The organism is Geomobilimonas luticola (genome assembly GCF_018476905.1).
Taxonomy (GTDB): Bacteria; Desulfobacterota; Desulfuromonadia; order Geobacterales; family Geobacteraceae; genus Geomobilimonas; species Geomobilimonas luticola.
Genome location: NZ_JAHCVK010000001.1, coordinates 225212 through 248893 on the forward strand (window position 1 = coordinate 225212; position 23682 = coordinate 248893).

General features: G+C 62.6%; 25 protein-coding genes. 8 read left to right on the forward strand and 17 right to left on the reverse strand.

Annotated elements, in window-relative coordinates; genetic code table 11:
* Window positions 1-35: 35 nt before the first annotated feature.
* The 7 genes from nuoE to KI810_RS01045 form a co-directional block, all read right to left on the reverse strand.
* A complete protein-coding gene (gene nuoE / locus KI810_RS01015) occupies window positions 36-512 on the reverse strand; it encodes an NADH-quinone oxidoreductase subunit NuoE (protein WP_214173626.1) in 477 nt (158 codons plus the stop codon).
* Between the two features lie 183 nt (window positions 513-695).
* On the reverse strand, window positions 696-3071 hold the full coding sequence (locus tag KI810_RS01020) for an NADH-quinone oxidoreductase subunit B/C/D (protein ID WP_246525181.1): 2376 nt from the start codon (window positions 3069-3071) through the stop codon (window positions 696-698).
* Window positions 3058-3495 carry an NADH-quinone oxidoreductase subunit A gene (locus tag KI810_RS01025; RefSeq protein ID WP_214173628.1) on the reverse strand — a complete coding sequence of 146 codons (438 nt, stop codon included), beginning with the start codon at window positions 3493-3495 and terminating at the stop codon, window positions 3058-3060. The genes KI810_RS01020 and KI810_RS01025 overlap by 14 nt, the downstream gene beginning before the upstream one ends.
* Window positions 3496-3544: 49 nt before the next feature.
* Entirely contained in the window at window positions 3545-4006 is a 462-nt protein-coding gene (locus KI810_RS01030) for a thioredoxin family protein (protein WP_214173629.1), read from the reverse strand.
* Between the two features lie 28 nt (window positions 4007-4034).
* Complete coding sequence (locus KI810_RS01035) at window positions 4035-4451, reverse strand: bacteriohemerythrin (protein WP_214173630.1); 417 nt, start codon at window positions 4449-4451, stop codon at window positions 4035-4037.
* Between the two features lie 48 nt (window positions 4452-4499).
* Window positions 4500-4967 (reverse strand): peroxiredoxin, encoded by a 468-nt coding sequence (locus tag KI810_RS01040; protein ID WP_214173631.1) that lies wholly within the window; start codon window positions 4965-4967, stop codon window positions 4500-4502.
* A gap of 52 nt (window positions 4968-5019) precedes the next feature.
* Window positions 5020-9552, reverse strand: coding sequence for a glutamate synthase-related protein (locus KI810_RS01045; protein ID WP_214173632.1), 4533 nt, complete (start codon window positions 9550-9552; stop codon window positions 5020-5022).
* Between the two features lie 181 nt (window positions 9553-9733).
* Here KI810_RS01045 and KI810_RS01050 point away from each other — a divergent pair, with 181 nt between their 5' ends.
* Window positions 9734-10096 carry a hypothetical protein gene (locus KI810_RS01050; protein ID WP_214173633.1) on the forward strand — a complete coding sequence of 121 codons (363 nt, stop codon included), beginning with the start codon at window positions 9734-9736 and terminating at the stop codon, window positions 10094-10096.
* Between the two features lie 251 nt (window positions 10097-10347).
* Here KI810_RS01050 and greB read toward each other — a convergent pair whose 3' ends face one another.
* On the reverse strand, window positions 10348-10863 hold the full coding sequence (gene greB / locus KI810_RS01055; protein ID WP_214173634.1) for a transcription elongation factor GreB: 516 nt from the start codon (window positions 10861-10863) through the stop codon (window positions 10348-10350).
* A 3-nt stretch (window positions 10864-10866) separates the two neighbouring features.
* Window positions 10867-12084 carry a 30S ribosomal protein S1 gene (gene rpsA, locus KI810_RS01060; RefSeq protein ID WP_214173635.1) on the reverse strand — a complete coding sequence of 406 codons (1218 nt, stop codon included), beginning with the start codon at window positions 12082-12084 and terminating at the stop codon, window positions 10867-10869.
* A gap of 451 nt (window positions 12085-12535) precedes the next feature.
* Between rpsA and KI810_RS01065 the strand changes: the two genes are divergently transcribed.
* The gene (locus KI810_RS01065) at window positions 12536-12685 is read left to right on the forward strand and encodes a GSU3473 family protein (protein ID WP_214173636.1); all 150 of its coding nucleotides are present in this window, start codon (window positions 12536-12538) and stop codon (window positions 12683-12685) included.
* Between the two features lie 51 nt (window positions 12686-12736).
* Here the strand turns inward: KI810_RS01065 and KI810_RS01070 are convergent, their stop codons facing one another.
* Window positions 12737-13000, reverse strand: coding sequence for a cytochrome c3 family protein (locus KI810_RS01070; RefSeq protein WP_214173637.1), 264 nt, complete (start codon window positions 12998-13000; stop codon window positions 12737-12739).
* A 302-nt stretch (window positions 13001-13302) separates the two neighbouring features.
* Here KI810_RS01070 and KI810_RS01075 point away from each other — a divergent pair, with 302 nt between their 5' ends.
* From KI810_RS01075 to KI810_RS01100, 6 genes are all read left to right on the forward strand, one after another.
* On the forward strand, window positions 13303-14040 hold the full coding sequence (locus KI810_RS01075) for a DUF4350 domain-containing protein (RefSeq protein ID WP_214173638.1): 738 nt from the start codon (window positions 13303-13305) through the stop codon (window positions 14038-14040).
* A gap of 44 nt (window positions 14041-14084) precedes the next feature.
* On the forward strand, window positions 14085-14465 hold the full coding sequence (locus tag KI810_RS01080; protein ID WP_214173639.1) for a desulfoferrodoxin: 381 nt from the start codon (window positions 14085-14087) through the stop codon (window positions 14463-14465).
* Between the two features lie 164 nt (window positions 14466-14629).
* Window positions 14630-14971, forward strand: coding sequence for a PilZ domain-containing protein (locus KI810_RS01085; RefSeq protein ID WP_214173640.1), 342 nt, complete (start codon window positions 14630-14632; stop codon window positions 14969-14971).
* Between the two features lie 57 nt (window positions 14972-15028).
* The gene (gene tpx / locus KI810_RS01090) at window positions 15029-15544 is read left to right on the forward strand and encodes a thiol peroxidase (protein ID WP_214173641.1); all 516 of its coding nucleotides are present in this window, start codon (window positions 15029-15031) and stop codon (window positions 15542-15544) included.
* A 44-nt stretch (window positions 15545-15588) separates the two neighbouring features.
* On the forward strand, window positions 15589-16086 hold the full coding sequence (locus KI810_RS01095; RefSeq protein ID WP_214173642.1) for a ferritin-like domain-containing protein: 498 nt from the start codon (window positions 15589-15591) through the stop codon (window positions 16084-16086).
* 135 nt (window positions 16087-16221) lie between these two features.
* Window positions 16222-17109: an RluA family pseudouridine synthase gene (locus KI810_RS01100; RefSeq protein WP_214173643.1), complete on the forward strand. Its 888-nt coding sequence runs from the start codon at window positions 16222-16224 to the stop codon at window positions 17107-17109.
* Between the two features lie 32 nt (window positions 17110-17141).
* Here KI810_RS01100 and KI810_RS01105 read toward each other — a convergent pair whose 3' ends face one another.
* From KI810_RS01105 to KI810_RS01135, 7 genes are all read right to left on the reverse strand, one after another.
* Window positions 17142-17504, reverse strand: coding sequence for a two-CW domain-containing protein (locus KI810_RS01105; RefSeq protein WP_214173644.1), 363 nt, complete (start codon window positions 17502-17504; stop codon window positions 17142-17144).
* A 128-nt stretch (window positions 17505-17632) separates the two neighbouring features.
* The gene (locus KI810_RS01110) at window positions 17633-18622 is read right to left on the reverse strand and encodes an NAD(P)H-quinone oxidoreductase (protein ID WP_214173645.1); all 990 of its coding nucleotides are present in this window, start codon (window positions 18620-18622) and stop codon (window positions 17633-17635) included.
* Window positions 18623-18922: 300 nt separating this feature from the next.
* Entirely contained in the window at window positions 18923-19765 is an 843-nt protein-coding gene (locus tag KI810_RS01115; RefSeq protein ID WP_214173646.1) for a M48 family metallopeptidase, read from the reverse strand.
* Between the two features lie 120 nt (window positions 19766-19885).
* A complete protein-coding gene (locus tag KI810_RS01120) occupies window positions 19886-20767 on the reverse strand; it encodes an ATP-binding protein (RefSeq protein WP_214173647.1) in 882 nt (293 codons plus the stop codon).
* 142 nt (window positions 20768-20909) lie between these two features.
* Window positions 20910-21314: a CoA-binding protein gene (locus KI810_RS01125; protein WP_214173648.1), complete on the reverse strand. Its 405-nt coding sequence runs from the start codon at window positions 21312-21314 to the stop codon at window positions 20910-20912.
* Between the two features lie 224 nt (window positions 21315-21538).
* Window positions 21539-22480 (reverse strand): hypothetical protein, encoded by a 942-nt coding sequence (locus tag KI810_RS01130; RefSeq protein ID WP_214173649.1) that lies wholly within the window; start codon window positions 22478-22480, stop codon window positions 21539-21541.
* A gap of 81 nt (window positions 22481-22561) precedes the next feature.
* A complete protein-coding gene (locus KI810_RS01135; RefSeq protein WP_214173650.1) occupies window positions 22562-23467 on the reverse strand; it encodes an AMIN domain-containing protein in 906 nt (301 codons plus the stop codon).
* Between the last annotated feature and the right edge of the window lie 215 nt (window positions 23468-23682).

The window sequence follows — 23682 nt, forward strand, 5'->3', positions numbered from 1 at the left end:
TCGTCGTCCTTTCTGGTGTTGCCGGTTGATACCGGTCAAGTGATGCCCCCGCGCTCCCGCGCGAGGATTTCGTCGATGCTGTCGGCAGTCAGCCGACCGTACAGGGTGTCACCGACCATCATGGTCGGTCCCTCGCCGCAATTGCCGAGACAGCAGCAGGGAAGCAGGGTGAAGATGCCGTCCCCGGTAGTCTCCCCCGGCTCCACGCCGAGACGCCGGCCGACGTGGGCCAGCATGGTCTCCCCCCCCACCGCCCAGCAGGAGATGGAGTCGCAGACATGGATCACCCGCTTCCCCACCGGCCGGCGGTAGATCATCTCGTAGAAGGTGGCCAGCTCTTCCACCTGGAGCTCAGTGAGCCCCAGGAGCTCCGCCGCCTCCCCGACCGCCTCATCGGTGAACCAGCCATAGTGCCGCTGCAGCTCCTTCATCACATCCACCGCCGCCTCGCGGCTGGTGACGGCATGGGCGACGCGGGACTGGAGCTCGGTTTTCAGTTTTTCCGGCATCATTTCAGAACCTCAGAATCAACAATTCAACGCGGAAGGCCGCAGATTTGTCAGGATTGGCGCGGATTACAATTCATTGTTGACGACATGTTCGATTTACAGTATTCGGTGATTTCGTAGATAAATTCTGTTGTCATCCGCGATGATCCGTTTTCATCCGTGTCCATCCGCGTTGAATTCCCTTGCTTACCTGTCCAAATCAGCCAGCACAAAGTCTATCGACCCGATGATCGCCAGAAAGTCCGCCACGAGCCACCCCCTGCTCATGAGGGGGAGGGCCTGGATGTGGGGGAAGCTGGGAGTCTTGATCCGGACCCGGTACGGGACGTTGAGGCCGTCGGAGACGACGAAGTAGCCGTTTTCCCCCTTGGGGGCCTCGATGGCATGGTAGCACTCCCCGGCCGGCGGCGCCATCCCCCGCGTCGAGTTGACGAAGTGGTGGATGAGGGACTCGATGTCGTTGAGGGTGTCCCGCTTCCGGGGGAGGACGAAGCGGTAATCGTCGGTGATCCAGCGGCCGTCGGGCATGTCGTCGAGGCACTGCCGGACGATGCGGAGCGACTGGTGGATCTCTCCCATCCGGACCCGGTAGCGGGCCCAGCAGTCCCCCCCTTCGGCCGTCACCACGTCGAAGTCGAACCGCTCGTAACCGGCATAGGGAATTTTCCGCCGCAGGTCCCACTCCACCCCGCAGGCCCGCAGGTTGGGTCCGGAAAGCCCCCACTCCATGGCTTCCGCAGCGGTTATCTTCCCCACTCCCTTGAGTCGGGCGGTGAAAATCGGATTTTCCTTCAAAAGATCCTCGTATTCCTTGAGCCTTGACGGCATCCAGGCGAGGAGCTCCCGCACCGGTCCTTCCCATCCGTCGGGGAGGTCCTCGGCCACGCCGCCGATCCGGAACCAGGCCGGGTGCATCCGGCCGCCGGTGATCTGCTCCACGATGTCGAATATCTTTTCCCGGTCGGTAAAGGTGTAGAAGACCGGGGTCATGGCCCCCACGTCGGCGGCGAAGGTACCGAGCCAGACCAGGTGGCTGGCGATGCGGAACAGTTCCGCCAGCATGACCCGGATGGTAACGGCCCGGTCGGGGACGGTGATGCCGCAGAGTTTCTCCACGCTCGTCACGTAGGCCAGGTTATTCTGCACCCCCGCCAGGTAGTCGATTCGGTCGGTGTAGGGGATGAACTGGTTCCAGTGCTGCCGTTCGCCGATTTTCTCCGCCCCCCGGTGATGGAAACCGATGTCCGTATCCATGTCGACGATCTCCTCGCCGTCCAGCTTCAGGACGAAGCGGATGATGCCGTGGGTGCCGGGATGCTGGGGACCCAGGTTCAGGACCAGGTGCTCCTCGTCGATCCGCTCGAAGAAGTCGGCGGCGGGCAGGGGCTGGCGGCGGCGGGCGTCGTCGACGGTGTAGGGAGGCATCTCCGTGGCCCGAAACGGGTGCTCCTTCCGGAGGGGATGCCCCTCCCAGTCGGGGGGCATGAGGATGCGCCGCGGGTCGGGGTGGCCGGCAAAGCGGATGCCGAACATGTCGAAGACCTCCCGCTCATACCAGTTGGCGGCGGGAAAGACGGGAGTGGCGCTGGGGAGCTCGGGGGCATCACCCTTGAGCCCGGTCTTGATCCGGATATGGCCGGGGGTGTCGAAGCAGAGGAGGTGGTAGTTGAGGGTGAAGTCGGGAAACCGCTCCCGCTCCCGGCGGCACGACTCGTCCACGGCAGCCAGGTCCTCAAGGCGGCGGAAGGGGTTGGTGCCGCGGTTTTTCAGAAACTTCAGCACCTCCGGGACCAGTTCCGCCGGAGCCCGGTAGGTAAGCATATCGGTGGCGTTCCCGTCCAGGGCCACCCGTCCTTCGAAAGCACGCTCCAGCTCACCGGCCAGGCCGAAATCGGGCAAGGGATGCTTCGGCGCGGGGGGGCGCCACATCTCGTCGGAACGGGGCATCCAGAACCGGGGGTGCTGCACCGACGTGCCACGAATTGCGGTCCCCTCCATGCCGGGGCCGCGGGTATCGCGAGACTTGGTCACCCCATCCACCAGGATCGGCGCCGTGGTCCCCTGGGTCCCCCCCGGAAGGTGGAGCACCGGCCGGGCCGGCCGTTCGCCCCGTCTGATCTTTTCCTGGAGGAGCATGAGCCCCTGGAGGAACGCCTCGGGGCGGGGGGGGCAGCCGGGGACGTACACATCCACGGGGAGGATCTGGTTCACCCCCTGCACCACGCTGTAGACGTCGTACATACCGCCGGAGTTGGCGCAGCTACCCATGGAGATGACCCAGCGGGGCTCGGCCATCTGCTCGTAGAGGCGGAGTATGGAGGGGGCCATCTTCTTGAACACTGTTCCGGCGATCACCATAAGGTCCGCCTCCCGGGGGGTGCCGCGCAGCACCTCGGCCCCGAAGCGGGAAATGTCGTAGCGGGAGGTGAAGGAGGTCATCATCTCGACAAAACAGCAGGAGAGGCCGAAGAACATCGGCCAGAGGGAGTTGGCCCGCCCCCAGTTGATGAGATCGTCCAGGCGGGTGAGAAGGATATTGTCGGGGGTTTCAGTTTCCATCAGTATCCTTGAACCGCTCGCGCGATGGGCCCCAATCTAAACCACCTTTTATCCAGAGCCAGATCAGCCCCAGAAGGAGTACCACGATAAAAAAGGAGATATGGATGAGGCCGGGGAACCCCAGCTTGTCCCAGGCCACGGCCCAGGCGAAGATAAAGACCGCCTCCACGTCGAAGACGATGAAGAAGATGGCAACCAGGTAGAAGGGAACCGGGTAGGCGAGCCGGGCGGTGCCGGTGGGGATGACCCCCGATTCGTACGCCATGGCCTTGACGTCGCCGCGCCGTCGGGCACCGAGCCACCAGGCGGCCAGGAGGAGCACCCCGATGAGGAGCACCGCCACGGCCGTGTAGGCGACAAGGGGCACCAGCTCCCCCTGGAGAGGAGAAACGGATTGCACCCCAAAGGTGGTTGGCGGTTCTGACATCGGTCTCCTCTGCACATGACCTTACTGGCCGCGTAGCGGCATCTGCCTGTCAATGTTCCTGGCGGACCACCCGCCTGAACCAGGCAATGAGGGAGTTTTTGTCGCGGGAGCCGCTAAAGGAATCGAGCACCCTCCCCTGCCGGATGATGAGGAGGGCCGGTATCCCCCTGATGCCGAACCGTTGGGCAAGCCGGGGGTTTTCCTCCGTATTGACCTGCACGACGGCTGTCTGTCCGGCCAGTCCCCTGGCCACCTCTCGCACCACCGGTGCGAAGTCGCGGCAGTGCGGTCACCAGGGGGCCCAGAACTCGGCCAGCACCGGAACCGGATAGGCGTTTACGAACGGGTCGAAACTCTGGTCGGTGAGGGTGACCGGCGCCGTATGGAGGGGGGGCAAGGGGACACGGCAGTTGCCACATCTCCCCGCTTCCCCTTCACGGCTTGCCGGGACCCGGTTGGCGGTGCCGCACCGGGGGCAGGCCACAATATAAGTAGTGATGTCGGTCGTCATGCTCCACCCTTCCGCCGATTCCCCGTGCTCACAGCCTGGACCCGGCCCTGGCGGCGAGGTGTTCGCCGATCTGCCGATCCATCTTGGAGATGTGGTTGATGAGCCAGTCCACCATCATGTGGTTGGTCTGGAGTATGACGGGGAGCGAGGCGCCGTCCGTGGCCAGCTGCTGCTTCAGATCGTTGAGCCGGGAGACGAACTGCTGGTGCTGTCGCCGGTGCTCCGTGTACCCCGGGAAGTTGCTGTTGACCTGTATCCGCTCCTCGTCGCGGAAGTGGGTCCGTACGTAGTCGCCGAGAAAATCCAGCAGGCGGGCGATCTCCTTCTGCCCCTGGCCGCTGTCACAGGCCTTCAGCAGTTCGTCGAAACGGCGGAACAGTTCCTGGTGCTGCCTGTCAATTTCCGCCACGTTTATGGCAAGTTCCGGTCGCCATGCTACTCCCATGGTAAAGGTATCTCCTTCTCACGTGGTATGTATCAATCAAGCGTGTGTTTACTTTTGCTGCTGCAGAAAGTCAAGGACCGCCGCCGGATGGTCCTCGGCCTTGGCCACCTTCGGCCAGTGCCTGACGACCTTCCCATCCGGGCCGATGACGACCGTGGAGCGGATGATGCCGGTGGTCTTCTTGCCGTACATCACTTTTTCACCGAATGCGCCGTAAGTCGCCATCATCTTCGCTTCGGGGTCGGAGAGAAGGACGAAGGGGAGGTTGAAGTCGGCGATGAACTTGTCGTGGGATTTGAGGCTGTCCTTGCTGACACCGAGCACCACCGCATCCAGACTGGTCAGGGATTGATGATGGTCCCGGAAGCCGCATGCCTCCTTGGTGCACCCCGGCGTATTGTCGCGGGGATAGAAATAGATGATGACGGTCCTGCCGACGTACTCCTTCAACGAATGCATCCTGCCGTCGCTCCCGGCCAGTTCGAAGGCCGGTGCCGGCTTCCCTTCCAGTGACATCGCTTTCTCCTCTTCAGTGTGGTGGACTTCCGCCCGACAAGTGTACCACAGATTACTCCGTTATCAGCCGGGGAGGTACGTCACCCGCGACCGGCACGATCTTCACGAAGCGGGTGCGGCAGCGGGCAACGGCATCCTCCACCCAGTCCGCCTCCTCTTCCTGGTGGGAGTGGAGGAGTTCCCGGTGGTAGATGAGGAGAAGTTCCTCGACCTGGGTGATATCATCCTCCTCAAGGTCGCGGACCTCCACCGACGCTCCCCGGGCAATCCGGCGCCGGAGGGCATCGCGGGTCATCCCCAGCTCTTCGTCCAGGTGACAGTAAACGGTGCCACCGGTCATGCCGGAGCAGAGCCATGGCCCCGGGTCCCCCAGCACCACCGCCCGGCCGGCGGTCATGTATTCGAAGGCAAACCCCTTGATGTTGGCCTGCCCGGCCAGGTTGCCGGCGGTGTCGTTACGGGGGCCGCGGAGCCGTCCGCCGATCACCACGTCCGCCCCGGAGAGGCGAATGCCGGCCCGGCTGTCGGCGTCCCCCTGGATGATGAAGGTCCCCCCCTGGGCGCCGTAGGCGAGCCCCTTCCCCACCGAGCCCCCCACCCGCTGGCCGTTGCGGTTCTCCCCCTTGAGTATGACGATCTTCCCCCCCCGGGCAGATTTGCCGACCCCGTCCTGGGCCCCCCCCTCGACACGAATGTTGATGCGGGGGATGTTGAAAGCCGCCAGGCCGTTGCCGGGGATGGCATCGCGGTGGAAGTGGAGGAGCGCCTGGTTGCCGCCGCCGAACCGCCCTTCCTGGAGACCGCGCACCATGGTGCCGGCCAGATGGGTGCCGATGGCACGGTCGGAACTGGTGGCATTGTCGTCATCGTAGCGAACCCGTTCCTCGCCGGCGTCGAAGGCATCGGTCACCAGGTTGGAAACGAGGGAGGTAAGGTAGTTGAGGGGTTTGCGGATGATGCGCACCTTGCTCTCCACCAGTCTCATCGCCACAGCCGGAATGGGGGCCAGGAGTTCCGCCAGGTCGAGGCGGTCGAGTCCCCGGCTCTGGACGAGAAGATCAGCCCGGCCCACCAGGTCCTGGGTCCGCTTGAAGCCGAGCCGGGCGGTGAGTATCTTGATTTCCCGTGCCATCCCCCGGAAGAAGGTGGTTTCGTAGATGACGCCGTTTTCCAGTACCCGGGGGACGAACCGCTTCAGCCCCCGCTTTTCCGCCTCCTCCACGGTCTCGATCTGGGTGGCGATCCCCACGTGGCAGGTCCCGAGATGGCAGCCACGGCAGGCGGTGCAGCCGATGATGATCATGGCCATGGTGCCGAAGCCGACCCGGTTGGCCCCCAAGAGCATGAGCTTCAGGACGTCACGGCCGGTACGGGCGCCGCCGTCGGCCCAGATCTCCACCTTGTGGCGCATCCCCGCCTGGGTCAGGGCACGGTGTGCCTCCCGCACCCCGATCTCCGCCGGGAAACCGACGAACTTTATGGCATGCTTGCGGGCCGCTCCGGTCCCTCCGTCGTAACCGCTGATGGTGATGATGTCCGCCCCCGCCTTGGCGATGCCGAGGGCAATGGTGCCGATTCCCGCCACCGCCGGCACCTTGACCGAGATGCGGGCGCGGGGGTTGGCGGTGCGGAGCTCCTCGATGATCTGGGCCAGGTCCTCGATGGAGTAGATGTCGTGGTTGTTGGAGGGAGAGATGAGGGCGACCCCCGGCGTGGCGTGCCGCGCCGCGGCGATCTTCTCAGTCACCTTGAAGCCGGGGAGATGCCCTCCTTCCCCCGGCTTGGCCCCCTGCCCCACCTTGATCTCCAGGAAGTCCACCGAATTGAGGAACTCCATGGAGACCCCGAAACGGCCGGAGGCGACCTGCTGCCCCCGGTTGTGCCGGTAGGCGTCGAGCATGTCGGCGATCTCCCCCCCCTCGCCGTTCATGCAGACGATGTTGAGACGGCGGGCCGCCTCGGCGTAGATGCGGAAGGGGGTCTCCCCCTGGGAGCCGAAGCTCATGGCGGAAAAGAGGATCGGGAGGCTATGGCCGCCGATTCCCGTATCCACCTCCTCCGGATCGACGGAGAGCTCCTCGGGAAAACGGAAGTCGATGAGGTGACGGACCGCCAGGGGATTCTCCCCCTCCAGCTGCTGGATGAGACGGGACAGGTCGGCGTAGGTCTCCTCCATCTTGGCCACCGCGCCGACCATCTTCCAGATGCGGGGATAGAGGCGGAACTGCACCTGGGCCGGCTCTTTCACCTTGCTCCGGGCCACTGCGGTACGGCTCCGGTTCTCCACCTCCAGCCGGGCCAGGGTAAGCCCACCCTCGCCGGAACCGCAGAAATTGGGGGTCTCGAATATCTCTGCCAGGTGGCGGCAGAGGCCGATGGATGCGAAATACTTGCCGTAGCCGCCGATCTCATGGGTCCCCATGGTGGAGATCACCTTCTCCAGCCCCTTGGCAAGGACGGAGAGGAGGTTGGGGATACCGTTCTCCTCTTCCCGCGCCAGCTCCCACATGAGGTAGGGGGAGAGGGCATCGGCCCCCATGCCGAGGGCGAAGATCAGGTCGTGGAGGTTGCGAAGCGCACCGGAGCGGACCACCAGGGATACCTTTCGCCGCAGGCTCTCCCCGTCGGCGAGGATCGCCTCCTTGAGCCCCTTGTGGAGCACCGCCACCGCCAGATAGGGATCGAGGAAATCCCGGCCGGATGAGAAGACGCCCGCGTCATCCAGCACGAGGAGACGGGCACCCCGCCTGACGGCCCCGATCGCCTCCGCCGTGAGCCGGGCGGCGGCCTGGTCGATGGTCTCGCCGCGGCGGAGGGCACAGGAGAGGGTACGGCAACTCCGGAGGCCGAAATGGGCACGGAGCGCTTCCAGGGTGCAGGTGCCGAATTTCTCCGCCGCCACGCCGTCAGCCGGAGAAATTTCTCCCGGCCGGCCACCGGTCAGAAGCGGCACGTCGAGGGCCACGCTCCGTTCGGCCTTCCCCCGCAAGGCGGGGCGCGGGCCGAGATAAACCCGGATGGAGAAGTGCTCCGCCTCCCGCTCCCGGTCGATGGCCGGGTTGGTCACCACCGCAACCTGTTCCTTGAAGTAGTCGGAGAGGTTCTGGCGCAGGTTGGAGAGGGCCGCCAGCGGGCCATCGTAACCGAGGGAGGCGATGGGGTCCTGGCCGGTGCGCGCCATCTCCCGCAGGTTCTGCAGGTCGGTGCTCTTCCAGGCCAGGGCGGAGAGGAAATTGTCGCGGAGGTAGCGGGCATTTCCCCCTTTCCCCCTCTCCTTTTGCGGGGAAGGGGAGTTGAGTTCCGCTCCGTTGGTGACTGAAGCAGCGTGTGCAGCCAGGTTGGTCCGGCGGCGGAACAGATGGTAGGCCTCGTTCCGGAGTTCCTGGTGCTCCAGCACCTGTACCCGTTTGCCGGGGGTGAGGCGGAGGCCGACCTTCTCCCCCGGCGCCAGGGGTTTTGGATCAGAGGCGATCTCCTCGTGGGGGACCACCCCCAGCTCGGAGGAGGCGAACAGCTCCTTTTCCGTCTCGCCGAACCAGAGGGGCCGAAGCCCCATGGCATCCACGCTGAAGACGCAGAGGTCGCGGTGGCGTGCGATGATTGCGGCCGGCCCCTGGGCGGAGGCCTTGAGGTAGCGGCGCATCCAGCCGTACATGGCCTGCAGCTCGGGTGAATACTGCTCCATCTGGCTGAAGATGGGGGGGAATACCATCTCCATAGCCTCGAAGAGGGTGAGGCCTGACCGGAACATGAGTCCCTCCAGGGTCCGGTTCAGGTCCTGGGAGTCGCTGCCGTCCCAGGTGAGGTCGATCCCCATCATCCGGGCCTCTTCCCGCAGCCGGGCGATGGTGTTGATCTCGCCGTTGTGGCCGAGAAGGGAGAAGGGCTGGGCCCGCAGGACCGTAGGGAGGGTGTTGGTGGAGTAGCGGCTGTGGCCGATGGTGGCAGCGGAGAGGAAATCCCGCCTTTTCAGTTCCGGATAGTAGCGGGAGAGAACCTCCGGCGCACCGTGAACCTTGTAAGCGGCGACGGTAGTGGAGAGGGATGCCACGTGGACGGGAAAGCGCCGCTCCAGCTCCAACTGCAGGCCATAGAGGAGCGCGGGTGCCGTGGACGGGTCGGGGCAGAGAACTGCCATCTGCCGGAAGAGCGGCTCCCCCGCTTTCGCCATGGCGGAAAGCACTTCGTTTCTGACGAGGCCGTCCCGCTCCACCAGCAGTTCCACGCCGGCAGCGCGGCAGCACTCGCCAATGGCAGCATGCAGGTCCGGTGTGGCGGCAAGGTCATCCCGGGGGATGAGGAGGTGCCCTACGGCAAAGCCCGCCGTCTCGGCCAGGGCCGGGTCGAGGCCCGCCCCGGCAAGGATCTCCCGCCAGATAAGGCGGGGGATGTCGGTGAGAATACCGCAGCCGTCCCCTTCGCCGTTGATCTCGCCGGCCCGGTGCCCCATCTTGATGAGGGCCTCTATTGTCCGCTGCACATTGCCGTGGGTCGGCCGCACCTCCTTGTTGACGTAACAGATGATGGCGCAGGCGTCCCTTTCGACGGGAAACTGGCCAGACGGGTCGCGATGGGGGGCTAACATGGGAACTCCTGTATTCTCTGGTCCGGCGGTTTAACTCCGATGCCGCGTTCAGCTACAGGTATAGCAGAGGGAAGAGCAACAGGCAAGCGGCAGAGAACGGCGACAACGGCGGGCAGGCCGGGTTGCACCGTCGGGGATTAGGTGGTACACTTCTCAAAATTTCATCCGTTGGAGGTTTACCATGAAGAAACTGTTTACCGTTCTTGCTGCAACCATCGCTGCCACCGCCTTTGCCGGCCTCGCCTGTGCCACCGAGCCCGCCAAGGTCTACTCCCCCACAACCGACCTCATGAAAAAGCACGACGAGATGAAGGAGAAGGCTGTCCAGAAGGAGTCGGCCGTAACGGAGAAGGCAAAGAAGAAAGAGGCGGAGTTGCAGGAGAAGAAGAAAAAGTCCGACGAGAAGGCCGCCGAGCAGAAGAAGAAACTGGAAGAGAAAAAGGCGGCAGCAAAGAAAAAGAAGGAAGATACGACTAAGGCGGTGAAAGGGGTCCATGAGCAGGGGAAACAGGATATCAAGGACATCAAGGAGATGGCCAAGTAACGGACTCCGTATCTACTACCACGAAAAAAGCCGCTGGCGCCAGCGGCTTTTTTTCGTTTTGTGCATGTAATCCCCTCTCCCTGAGGGAGGGCCAGGGTGAGGGGGGGGGTGAAAATAAACTTTCACCGCACTGCGGCCCCCTCATCCGGCCTTCGGCCACCTTCTCCCTCCAGGGAGAAGGAAAGGGGGTGAGAAATTCAGTCTCTACTGGGGCCTTGTGGACAACCAAGTGGCAATAATCAGGTCCAGGTTTATTGAGCATTGGTGAGCGGCTGGTAGCTGACATCGAGGATGACGAAGGTGGCATCTCCGGCCGGGCGGCGGACCATCACCTCGTCCCCCTCCCGCTTGCCGAGCAGCGCCCTCCCCATGGGGGCATCCAGGCTGATCCACCCCTGGGCGGCGTCCGATTCGTCCGGGCCGACGATGCGGTAGACCCGCTCCTCCCCCGCCTCGTCCTCCAGCCGCACCCAGGCGCCGAAGTAGACCCGGTCGGTACGGGAGGGGGGTGATGTAACCACGGTCAGGAGGTCGAGCCGTTTGGTGAGGAAACGGATGCGACGGTCGATCTCCCGCAGACGCTTCTTGCCGTAGATGTACTCGGCATTCTCCGAGCGGTCACCCTCGGCGGCGGCATCGGCCACCCCCTGGGTAACCTTGGGGCGCTCCACCTTCCAGAGCCACTCCAGCTCTTCCCGCAGGCGCTTCGCCCCGTCGGGGGTGATATAGTCGGCCCGGGACGCCTCTGCCGCAGGTCCCTTCCCCATGAATTACTTCTTTCCCTTTTCCAGTTTCGCCTTCAGGAGTTCCCCCAGCGACCCGAGGGACTGGGCCGAGCTTTCCTCGGCACTCTTCCGGAACGAGGCAAGGGTTGCCTCCTCTTCGTCGGCGGCCCGGGCCACACCGGCCAGAGCGAGGGAGATGCGGCGGTTGTCCCGGTCCACACTCTCCACCTTGACTTCCACCTCCTCACCTTCCTTGAGCACTTCCCGCGGGTGGTTGATCCGCTTCCCCGCACCAAGGCGGGAGATGTGGATGAGACCGTCGATCCCTTCGCCGAGGGTTACGAAGGCGCCGAACTGGGCCAGGCGTGCCACCCGGCCGGTATGGAAGGAGCCTTCCGGATAGTTCACTACCGCCTTTTCCCACGGATCGGCCAGGGTCTCCCGCAGGCTCAGGGAGATGCGGCCGTTGTCCCAGTCGAGCTGCTTGATGACCACCTGCACCTGCTGCCCCACGCTGAGGGCTTCCCGGATATCGGTCACCCGTCCCCACCCCACCTCGGCCATGGGGATGAGCCCCTCCACCCCGCCGATGTCGACGAACGCGCCGAAGTCCCGCAGGGATGTAACAGTGCCGGTGACGGTCTGGTCAACCTGAAGGGCGGCCTTGAGCCGCTCCTTTTCCTGGCGCTGCAGTTCCTCCAGTACCGCCCGGTGGGAAAGGACGATGTTGCGCCCTTTTTCCCCGTACTCGGTGATCCTGAAGGAGAGGTGCTGTCCCACATAGACGGCGGCATCGGCAACCCGTTTCAGCCCCATCTGGGAATAAGGGCAGAAGGCGCGGACCGTCCCGAGCTTCACCTCGAAGCCCCCCTTGATCTCCTTTTCCACCCGCCCTTCCACGGGAATGCCGCTGCGCCATGCATCTTCCAGCTGGGCATTGCCGGCCACCCCTCCGCCGACCTTGGTGGTGAACCGCATTTCATTGTTGTGGGAGGAGAGGAACCAGGCGGTGACCGTGTCCCCTTCCCGGACGGTCAGGTTCCCCTCAGCATCCAGGAGTTCCTTCCGTTCCAGCACCCCTTCCCCTTTACGGCCGGTGTCGAGAAAGATCCAGTCGCCGGAGATCTTGAGGACCCTGACCTCCACCTTGTCCCCCGGCGCCAGGCGGGGAGTCGCGGCGAAACTCCGGGCAAGCAGGTCGGCGAAATTCTCTTCGCCGTTGTTTTCGTTTTCGTCATTCACTGGTTTGTCATTGTCGGTCATGGTGAGAACACCTCGTTGATGGAGTGGCGTCGTGCAGCTACCAGGTGAGCATACAAGCTGGAGCGTCTCCTTGTCAACCGTCTCCTCCGGCAATCATCCGTCATCCCTTATTCAGAATACTACCAACATGCGCTGTATAAATTTTCCATACAAACAATGCAGAACACCAAACGTTCCCCTTCGTCCCAAGCCTTGCATAACCAACTGGAATTGAGCAACAATTGCGGGATGGGCGGGGAGTGTTGCCAGAAGCCCCACCTACCCCGATGCATATTATTTCTATACAAACGGAAAACAGGTGGCCGTTCCCTCCCCCAGCGGAGCAATCCATTTGGAGAGTCATTCCGCCATATTACAAAGTTAACATAAAATTTTTATAATAATGGTACGGTCACTGCATGAAATGCGTGCGGGAACGATAGCGCAAACCTACTCCGGAAGGGAAAGAATCATGGGAATACTGGTACAGAAACGGGACAGGATTTATGACGTAGTGAAGGAGCAATTCCTTGGCGAGATGATAGCAGCGGGCTCCATTCTGAAATACCGGGATGCCAGCAGATGGATACGTGTCGGAGCCGGGATGGGGAGCGCCTGCTAGGGGAGGCATCAGCCTCCACCGGCGCAACCCCGGCAGTACGGCAGGGTAGAATCAGGGGGCCTTGTGGCAGTCACTGCAGTGAACGACCGGCCCGGCACCCACCTTTTTGTGGCACCCCAGACAAAGCTTGTGGGCGGACTCCTTGGTCATCTCGAAATGACGGGGGGGCCCCTCGTGGCAGTCGGTGCAGCCGAAATTCTTCCGGTGCTCCATATGGTCGAAATCCACGTTGCCGTTATAGGCCCTGAGATTGATGGCGTCGGCCGCGAAGGCGACTGACAGAAGAATGGCAACGGCTCCCAGCAGTTCTCTCATAGCATGTTTTCCTTCCCGATCGGGGCACGGTGCGCGACAGTATTGTGCCAGCCGCCGCAAGCTCTCTTCTATTACATCGTGGCCGCTCTTCCTGTCAACAGGAATCCACCGTCCGGGACGCAGGGCATCCCGAATTCCGCAAGGGTGTGTCCGCGAAAACAGGTGCGAACCCGAAAAAAACCGGTTGCATCGGCCGCGATCTGATGCTATAAAAACCAACAAGACCATTTTTGTCCTGTATGATACATTTCAAACTGCCAGGGAGGGAAAACCGGATGAATCGCCTTAGGGTAGGAGCAGGAATGATCATGGCGCTGACGGTGCTGCTTGCGGCCAGCGTGAGCCGGGCCGGCGACCGGCCGTCAGCGCTGTTCGATGAAGGGCATGGCCAGCGATTCACCATCGGGGAAAAGGGCCCCCTTCACCTGGCCGGCCTTGCCGAACGGTTTCGCGCCGGGGGATTCGAGGTGAAGAAAAGCGACGGCCCCCTTGACGGCGGGATTCTGGAAACCGCCGACGTCCTGATCCTGTCGGGGCCGTTCACCCCCTACGCAGCCGGCGAGGTTGCCGCCATCGCCCGTTTCCTGGAACGGGGCGGGCGCCTGGCCGCCATGCTCCATGTCGGCCCCCCCCTTGCGGATCTCCTGCACCGGATCGGCGTCGATTTCTCCAACGGCGTCATCAGGGAGCAGGACAACGTTATCGATGGAAATCCGCTCAACTTCCGGGTTGCCAGCCTGGCCGGCGACCCCCTCATGGCCGGCCTGGACGGTTTCAGCGTCTACGGCTGCTGGGCGCTGACCAATACGGATTCCCGGGCCGCAATCATCGCGTCCACCGGCCCCCGGGCATCCGTCGATCTGGGAACGGGACCCGACGGGAAGCCTCTGCAGGCGGTCCAGTCCTTCGGCGTGGCCGTCGCAGGCAAGCTGGGCCAGGGACGGTTCGTGGTGTTCGGCGACGACGCCATCTTCCAGAACCGGTTTCTGGATGTTGACAATCGGCATCTTGCGGATAACCTTGTTCAGTGGCTTAACTAGGCGGAAGTCAGCCTCGCAATAAATCTCAGAGGAGGAGCATGTTCATGGCAAACAATCTGGAAGTGTACAAATGTGAGCTCTGCGGCAATATCGTCGAGGTATTCCATGCCGGTGGCGGCGAACTGGTCTGCTGCGGTGAACCGATGAAGCTGCAGGCCGAGAATACGGTGGATGCGGCCAAGGAGAAGCACGTGCCGGTCATGGAAAAAGGCAACGGCACCCTTACGGTCACCGTGGGAAGCGTTCCCCACCCCATGGAGGAAAAGCACTACATAGAGTGGATCGAAGTCATCGCCGACGGCAAGGTATACCGCCAGGGGCTCAAGCCGGGGGATGCCCCCCGGGCCACGTTCCCCATCAGCGCCGAGCAGGTGGTGGTGCGCGAGTATTGCAATCTTCATGGCCAGTGGTCAGCCAAGAGCTGAAACCGGCGCGATCCGGGACAACGGAAACGCGCATCCCTCAAAACAGGCCTGTTCCGCAGGCCTGTTTTCGTCAACGGGAACTTCCCGGCACCGCAGGTTGCATACGCAACCGTTATGGTATACTTGACGTGGCTTGATACTACATCTATCAAAGGAAGCCGGCCATGGATACGAACGAATATTCAGGGAAGCACCGGGCCTGTCCCCGGGTCAACAAACTGTTCTTCATCTCCTATGTCAACCGGGAGGGGGAGGAACAGAAAACCCCCGTTTCGCTGGGGCGCACCCTGAATATCAGCATGAACGGAGTCGGCATGGAGGTGTTTCAGCAGATCGCCGTCGGCTCCTCCATGGAGATGGAACTCGATCTGGAGAACGCTCTTCTCCCCGTGCAGGGGCGGGTTGTCCATGTGGAGTCCTACGGAAACGGCGCCTATTATCTCGGCATCGTATTCAACGAACCCCAGGCGCACCTGGCCCATCTGGACAGGGAAGTCCCGGGATAGCTGGACGCTCCGCACCGGTCGTATCCAGGATCAATCTGACAGAAAAGGAGATACACGATGGAGGAAAGAACAGGCAGCGTTACCTTCAAGGGAAACCCCATAACACTTCTTGGTCCGGCACTCAAGGTCGGGGACCGGGCTCCCGATTTCAGGGTGGTAGACACCTCCCTGGCACCCCTGGCCCTTGTGGACTTTGCCGGCAAGATCAAGATATTCAGCACCGTCCCCTCCCTGGACACCCCGGTCTGCGACACGGAAACGCGCCGCTTCAACCAGGAGGCGGCCGGACTCCCCGATTCGGTGGTGGTCCTCACGGTGAGCCTCGACCTCCCCTTTGCCCAGAAGCGCTGGTGCGGTGCAGCGGGGATCGACCGGGTCCAGACCCTCTCCGACTACCAGGACCGTTCCTTCGGCCTCTCCTACGGCGTGCTCATCAAGGAGCTGAAACTCCTCTCCCGCTCCATCTTCGTGGTGGACGCCCAGGACACCATCCGCTACATCCAGCACGTGCCGGAAGTAACGACGGAGCCGGATTACGGGGCGGTCCTGACTGCGGTGAAGGGACTGCTGTGATTTTCTGAGGTATTCGACATCATACTATTTATGCGGAGGCGATAATGTTCGACAACATCGGTGTGCAGGGAGCGGTCAGAAAGGCGATTCAGACGGAAAAAAATGCCATGAATTTTTACGAGCTCGGGGCCAGGCTGATGCATGACAAGGACGCCAAGCGGGTCTTCGAGCTCCTTGCCCAGGAAGAGCGTGTCCATGCGAGCCATTTTTTCAAGGCCTACGACGGCAGTGACATTACCTCCTTCGACGACTTCATGAGCGCACCCCCCGAGGAAGAATCAACCTGGCTGGCCGCCATGGCCAAGACCATCAACGAAGGATTCAATGAGCAGAAAGCGCTGGAACTGGCTCTGGAAAACGAGCAGAAGCTGGAGACGACCCTGCGGGAAACTGCCGCCAAAATAGAAAACCAGGAGGTCCGGGCGGTGTTCGAGCTCAATGCCCGGGAAACCCACAACCATTTCGTGGTCATCGAAGCGGAGTATGCCCGGGTCATGGGGATGGTCCACGATTCGGACATGGATACCTACGTGCGGGAATAGCGCCTGGAGGAGATGTCAACCGGAAAAAGGCCTGCGACGAGCAGGCCTTTTTCCGTTCGGGCATTACCCCGTGCACCTGCCCGACCCGTGATAAATCGGCTTGCGCCTTCCCCCGTCGCGGGCTATACTCCCCCCATGTTTACCTACCGCATTACGGAAACCGATCACTGCCGGCGAGTGGAGAACCTGCTCTGCAACCTTCTCCCGGCCGCCCCCCACGGCTACCTGAAACAACTGGCGAAAACGGGCCACCTGAAGGTCAACGGCTCCCCTACCTCCCTCGAAGCGCTCCTGCGCCTGGAGGACACGGTTACCCTCAAGGAGAGCGTCCGGACGCGGCATTTCCTGGCCGGCGACCGACCACGCCTCGACATCCTCTACGAAGACCAGTGGCTCATGGTATTCAACAAGGAACCGGGCCTCCCCATGCACCGGGCCGCAGAAGTCGATGAACGGAACCTGGTCGACCTCGGGATGAAACTCATGGCGGAACGGGGGGGGGAAGGGAAACTACGGCCGATCAACCGGCTCGACCGGGGAACCTCCGGCGTGGTGATGCTGGGAAAGAGTTCGGCGTCTGCGGCCATGTTCGGCCAGATGCTGCAGGAAGAGGGGCTGGACAAGATGTATCTGGGGGTGGTAGGGGGAAAACCGGCGGCGCCAGCGGGGAGCATTTCGGCTCCACTGGAGGGGAAGGAGGCTGAAACCAGGTTCCGCGTCCTGTTCCAGGGGAAAGGGATCGCCTTCGTGGCGATCTGGCCGGTCACCGGCCGGATGCACCAGATCCGCCAGCATTTCCGGATCATCGGCCACCCTATCCGGGGGGACAAGCGGTACGGCGGCGGGACGTTGCCCGAGTACCCCGGCCATCTCCTCCACTCCTTCCGCACCACCTTCGTCCATCCCTCAAACGGAAACAGGCTGACGCTCCACGCGCCCCTTCCCTCCGGCTTCGTGGCCCAGCTCAGGGCCATGGCAGGGGATATGCTGGCCCCCCTGCTGCGGGAACTCCCCGACCTTTGAATCTGGAATCGGCAGTTGAACGCAGGACTTCTTCAACTGCCTCTCTTAGGCTGAATCGATTCGCCGGGCTCTCCGGCACGGCGGGCAAGGCGATCAAGGAGTTCCCGGGGCTTCAGCATCTTCCCCTTCTCCTCGTCACGCACCTGCTCGTAGAAAGCACAGGTACGGCAATCGAAATACTTGCGGGCGAACTGTCCCTGGACCGTCCCGCCACAAAAAGTGCCGGCCACCACCCAGCAGGCACGTCCGCCGTTGATGCCGCCATGGATGCCGTCAAGCTCCCCGGCCAGGGCGGCCGGGCAGACATCTCCCCCGCCATCCCCTTTTTTATCCGGCCCACGGCCGCAGGCCATGATTTCCCAGCAGTTCTTTTTCCCCACACGATTCCCCGTCATTTTCTTCCTGGCAGTTTACCACAGGTAAATCGCGGAACGACAGCAGTATTGCGTGGCATATTTTTCATAAAAATTCGCAAAAAAAGGGGAGCCATCGGCTCCCCCTGTTCCCTGGCATGCAGTCAATGTCAGGAAGCGACCTTCAGCACGATCTTGCCGAAATGCCGGTCCTCCTCCATCATCCGGTGGGCTTCCACCACCTGGTCGAGGGGGAAGACCTTTTCGATGATCGGGACGATGGTCCTGTCGGCGAATTTCGGGAGAGCGGTCTTCGTGAACTCGGCGACGATCTCCCCCTTGTCCTTCACCGGCCGGGAGCGGAGAACGGAGCCGATGATCTGCTGGCGCTTCACCATCATGAGGGCGAGGTTGAGCTCCGCCTTGATGCCGGAGACGATGCCGATGATGACGAGACGGCCGGCGTAGCCGAGGGAGTTCATGTTGGGCGCCAGGTACTTGGCTCCCACATGGTCGAGGATCACGTCCACCCCCTTTTTGTTGGTGAACTCCTTGACAACCTCGGAAAAATCGGGGGTCTCCCGGAAATTCACGACCAGGTCGGCACCCAGTTCCTTTACCCGCTCGATCTTCTCCGGCGCGGCGGTGACGATGATCTTCGTGGCGGGAACCAGCGCCTTGCAGAGCTGCAGGCCGGCGGTATTCACCCCGCCGCCGCCGCCGTGGAGGATGACGGTATTGTTGTCCTTCAGGCCGCCGATCATGAAGACGTTCAGGAATGCGGTTATGTAGGACTCGCAGACGCAGGCCGCCTCCTCGAAGCTCATGGATTCGGGAATCCGCATCAGGTGGCTTGCGTAGGCAACCGCATATTCAGCATAGGCACCTCCCCCCACCAGGGACATGACCCGCTCCCCCTTCTGCCAGCCGGTAACTCCCGGCCCGACCTCTTCTATCACCCCGGCGACCTCGAGCCCGAGTATCTCCGAATCGCCCGGCGGCGGCGGATATTTCCCTTCCCGCTGCACCAGGTCCGGCCGGTTGATGGAGGTCGCCATCACCTTGACGAGCACCTGCCCTTCCCCCGGCTGGGGAACGGCCACCTCCCCGACCTTCAGCACTTCCAGTCCGCCGAATCCTTCCAGTAACACTGCTTTCATACCTTCCCTCCTCCGTTATCGATACTATCAATCCCGCATCATTTTTTCGTGTCCATCCGGAAACTCCGGATGTGAAACTATCGGTTTCCAATTCGGAAACGAGGAGTTTTTCGTCCTGGCAAGGAAAACGAGGGATTGCGCGGAGGCGTACCGCCCTCACCCTATCCCTCTCCCGAAAGGAGAGGGCATTGAGTACTCTCCCCCTCTGGGGGAGAGATAGAGAGAGGGATTGGTACGCCGCACAAGCAAGCCCGATGGTTGACGCCGCCAGGGCGGAAAAGAACCGTTTTCGGATGGAAACTATTTCGTGCCGGCGGCCGGCTTGGCCGGTGGCGCCACCAGCTTGGAGACCTTCGCCTTAATCCGTTTGAACTCGGTCTGATCCGCCGCTGGCCAGCTCTTCGGCGGCAGTTGGCCGATGTCGGACTGCACCTCCTGGATCCGTTCGGCGGTAAGGGGATGGGTAGAGAAGAACCGGGCCAACTGGCTCGGGTTGCTGGCGCTTTTGCTGTCGAGTTTGGTGAAGAAGGCAAGCATCCCCTCCGGGTTGTACCCCGCCTTGTACATGGTTTCCACCCCCAGGTAGTCCGCCTGGGTCTCCATGCTCCGGCTGTAGGACATCATCCCCGCCTTGCCGAACATCTGGGAGGCGAGCTGGGCCAGGAGGCCGGGGTTCTGCCCCAGCACCAACTGGAGGACCAGGGAATAGCCGTATTCCTGGGTCATCTGACGGGTGCCGTGGCGCGCCACCACGTGGTTGATCTCGTGGGCCATGACCGCCGCCAGTTCGGCTTCCGTCTCGGCCATCTTGATGAGGCCGGTGTTGACGTAGGTATGCCCCCCGGGGATGGCGAAGGCATTGACGCTGTCGTCCAGAACCACCTTGAAGGTATAGGGGAAATCGACGCTCCGAGCGCCGGTCAGCAGCCGCTTGCCGACCCGCTCCACGTATCCCTGCAGTTCCGGATCGTTCACCACCGGGTTTTGCTTCTCGATCTCCACGGCAAACTTGTCCCCCAACTCCTTCTCCTCGGCTATGGAAATGAGGTTGAACCCCTGGATATCGGTCTTGGTCACGGCGCAGCCGGCCATGAGCTGGGTAAGAAGCAGCAGGACAACGGGCAACAGTCGATGCGGTTTCATGACGAACACCTCCCGGTCCCGGGGAACTGTGCACACCGGGGACTCTTCATTATAGGTACGTGAATGGAATAACACCGTGAACGGACGGGGAAGAACCTGGCAAGTATCCAGTGTATCAGTTTATTCCCGATGCGCCAGGAGCTTCTTTCCCACCCAGTGGCTGGCAAACTGGTAGGCGATGCGACCGCTCCAGTCCCCTTTTTTCCGTGACCAGAGAATCGCCTCGTCCTGCGCCCCCTTGTCCCACTCCAGGCTGGTGCCGTTCTTCGTACAGAGCCGGTCGATCCACTGGGCGACCACCTCCAGGTACTGGTCCTGGGTAAAGGGGTGGAAGCCGACCCAGAGGCCGAACCGACCGGAAAGGGATATCTTCTCCTCCACCGCCTCGCCGTGGTGAATCTCGTTGTTGACGAGCATGGCCCCCCGGTTGTCGCTTTCGTACTCGGGGAGGAGATGACGGCGATTGGAGGTGACGTAGATGAGGACGTTGTCCGGCGGGGCATAGACCGACCCGTCGAGGGCGCTCTTCAGCATCTTGTAGCTGGAATCTCCCATCTCGAACGAGGCATCGTCGGAGAAGACGATGTACTTGTACGGCTCAGTCTTGATGGCGTCCACGATGTCGGGAAGGTGGATCAGATCGTCCTTGTCCACCTGGATGACCCGCAGCCCCCGGGGGGCGTACCGATGAAGCAGCGCCCGCACCAGCGACGACTTGCCGGTCCCCCGGGTTCCCCAGAGGAGAACGTTGTTGGCGGGAAGGCCGGCCAGGAACTGGCGGGTGTTGTCCTCCACGACCCCCTTCTGCTTGTCGATGCCGAGCAGGTCGTCCATCTGGATGCTCTCGATCTCCGGCACCGGTTCCAGGCAGCCACTGAAGGAGTGGCGACGCCAGTTGGCTGCATGGCATGCGCTCCAGTCGATGGCCGGCACCGGCCGGGGGAGAAGCATCTCCACCGAGGTCAGCACCCTTTTGAGCTGGTCGCGCAGTTCCTGGTCCATCGTGTTCTTCCTCCTTGAAGATACTTACTGCTGGTAAACTTCTGTCCCCCTCTCTGTCTCTCCCCCGCTGGGAGAGAGCAAACCATTCTCCCCCCGGAGGGGGGAGGAAGGAGGGGGGAAGGTGCTGGTTGCAGAAACAGGTTCAGTGGTCGTGGTAGCCGAGCACCACGAGGATGCACGTTCCGTCGGCGATCACGTTGATGCCGTGCTCCTCGCAGGCGGCGATGGCCCGGGGGCTCTGGGCGCCGGGCTGCATCCAGATGTTCTCGATCCCCCTGGCGATCGCCTCCGCCACCACCTGCTCGGTGATAGCCGGCGGGGTGATGACGGAAAGGCTCTTCACTTCGGGAGGAAGATCGGCCACGGTCGCCACGCAGGGAGCCCCCTCGATCTCCGTCGCCCGGGGATTGATGCCGATGACCCTTTTCCCGTTCTCCAGGTAGCAGCGGAGCACCTTGTTGCCGAACTTCTCCCGGTTGGTGGACGCCCCGGCCACACCGAAGGCCTCCGCTTCGAGGAATTTCCCGATCCGTTCACGCACGTTCATGGTATCTCCTCCATTTTCAGGTTTATTCCTCCATTTCCGGTGACGTCCGTCATAGCATCAGGAGTGGAGGGAAAGCCCGAGCGGCAAGCGGACACCCGCCGAAATTCTCCATTGCAGGGAATGCCGGGTGAAAGACTGCAGCTCTTACGGCCACAACCGGTCAGGGTCCGCAGCGAAGGGCCGACCGCAGCGGATGAGGCCATGACGGACGGACCCGTTCCCTTTCAGCGCTTGGCGGTCGTGAGACCCCCCGACAGTTCACGAACCAGCTCGTCGTAGGTGCCGAGGGACTTGATCAGGGGACCGGCCTTGCGGCTGCTGTCGCTGAACAGATGCAGCTTGGCGTTGAAGGCTCCGGTCCGGTTCTTCAGTCCGGCGATGCTCTCACTGAGAAAGCTCTTCTCCTTCTTGGCCGCGTCCCCCCGGGTGATGAACGCCTTGGTCTTGTTCCAGTATTCGTCGGTGCTCCCCACGTAGTGGTTGACGCTCTCCAGGAAGGCGAGAGAGGAGGCGGACAGATCGGCGGTACCGGTGAGCTTCTGCTGCACATCCTGCATGTCCCGACCCAGCTGCTCGTCGGCAAAGCGGTTCAGCGCCCCCACTTCCTGGGGGTTGGGCCGGGCCGGGTCGAGGGCCTCGACGCGGCTGACGAACTGCTGTGAACTCCCCAGGTAGCGGGCTATGGAGACCGACGTGGCGTTGAGGGAGAGAATTCCCTGGGAGACGAACTTGGTGAGGAGCGAGGCCTGGCCGGCATAGGGGATCGGAAGGACCCGGGCGAACCCGGCTGCGATGGACCCCGCCTCGATGTACTTGGCATAGCCGGAGAGGCTGCCGGACATCCATTTCACGTAGCTTTCGAAATCGGCCATGGACTGGCGCTGGGCCTTGGTGTCCCGGGCGATCTCCTGCAGCCGCTGGAAGTTCCTGGTCGCCAGGGATTCGGCGGTCAGGGCCGGCTTTTCCTCAAGGGTCCTGAGTCTCTCCAGCAGGAGGGTGTTCTCCTGCTGCAGGGTGGCGATGGCCGTGTCCTTCTGGTCGACGGGAGGTGATATCTCCGCGACTACGGTGGGGGGGGCCACCTCCACCGGGACGTCGGCGGCAGCGGCTATCCCTCCCCCCAACGACAGGGCGAGGAGGACGGTCGATATAGTGGCAATACGCATGGAAAGAAATCTCCCTGATACATAATGGGGACAGTCCGGATACCGGCCCAACATACCGGAATCACAGGGGTGAAGCAAGAACTACTTGCGCCCCGCCGGCGTGACGGAACCGAAGGAGATCTTCAGTCCCGAGCCGACCCTCTGCAGGGCGTGGACCGGGAAGGTCGCCCTGTCCGCATCCAGCACCAGCCGGACCTTGTCCGGATGGGTACCGACGCGGAGCTTGCGCACGCCGAAGCGGTTGATCGCCACCTCCTTGGCCGCCAGGGAACTCCCCCCCGGGGCGATGTCGATCACCAGCCGTCCCGGATTGGTGAGGGTGAAGGTCGTGAAGCGCTCGATGGCGGTCTGGGCAACGATCTCGATGCTCTCACTGCCGACCTTGACGTCACGTACCACGGGTGGGGGACCGAAGGACGGCACCACCGGCTGGAGCGGCTGCTTCGCGGGCGCCTTTTCGGGACTTTTGGACTCCGGCACCTTGGCGGCAGCCGGGGCTTTCGCTGCCGCCGGAGCCGACGATGCAGCGGCTTTCTTCCCTTCCTTCACGGGAGCGACAGGGGGGGAGGGGGCTCCGGCTGCCGGCAGGGGTTTGAGCATGGCAAATATCCGGGTCTTCTCCACGGGGTGGGGGGCGACACTGATCTCCGCGTCCCGGGCAAGGTCGATGATGGCGCGGCTCAGCACCCGCCCGTTGATCGTCCGCCGCTCCACGGTGACCCGCTTGATGAGGCTCGTGTCCGCCGGCACCACCGGCATCATCTGTCCCGGCTCGATGTCGTAGAGGTCCACCATCGCCCGCCGCAACTGGGGCATGGTATAGCAGGAGACCTCCCCCGGCTGCCGGTCGGTGACGAATTCCACCCGGGGGGTAGCGCCGCCGCCGGTCTTGATCTCCTTCAGCATGCCGGCGGCGGAAGCCGCCTGGGCGGTCAGGGCAATGATGAACATCAGGATGACGGTGCAGACGGTCCGTACGTGAACCATGGGGACTCCTCGCGACAAATAAGGGTTAAGTGCCCTTAAAATAACGGATTGGGGGGCGACAGGCAAGGGATATTTGAAACCGGGACTCGGGACCGGTAAAGGATTATACGAACTTGTGCCATGAAACATCTAAAGCCCCCTCCCCTCCCTCCCCCGCTGGGGGAGGGCATACGGTTCTCCCCCCAGCGGGGGGAGGCAGGAGGGGGGATTTGAGG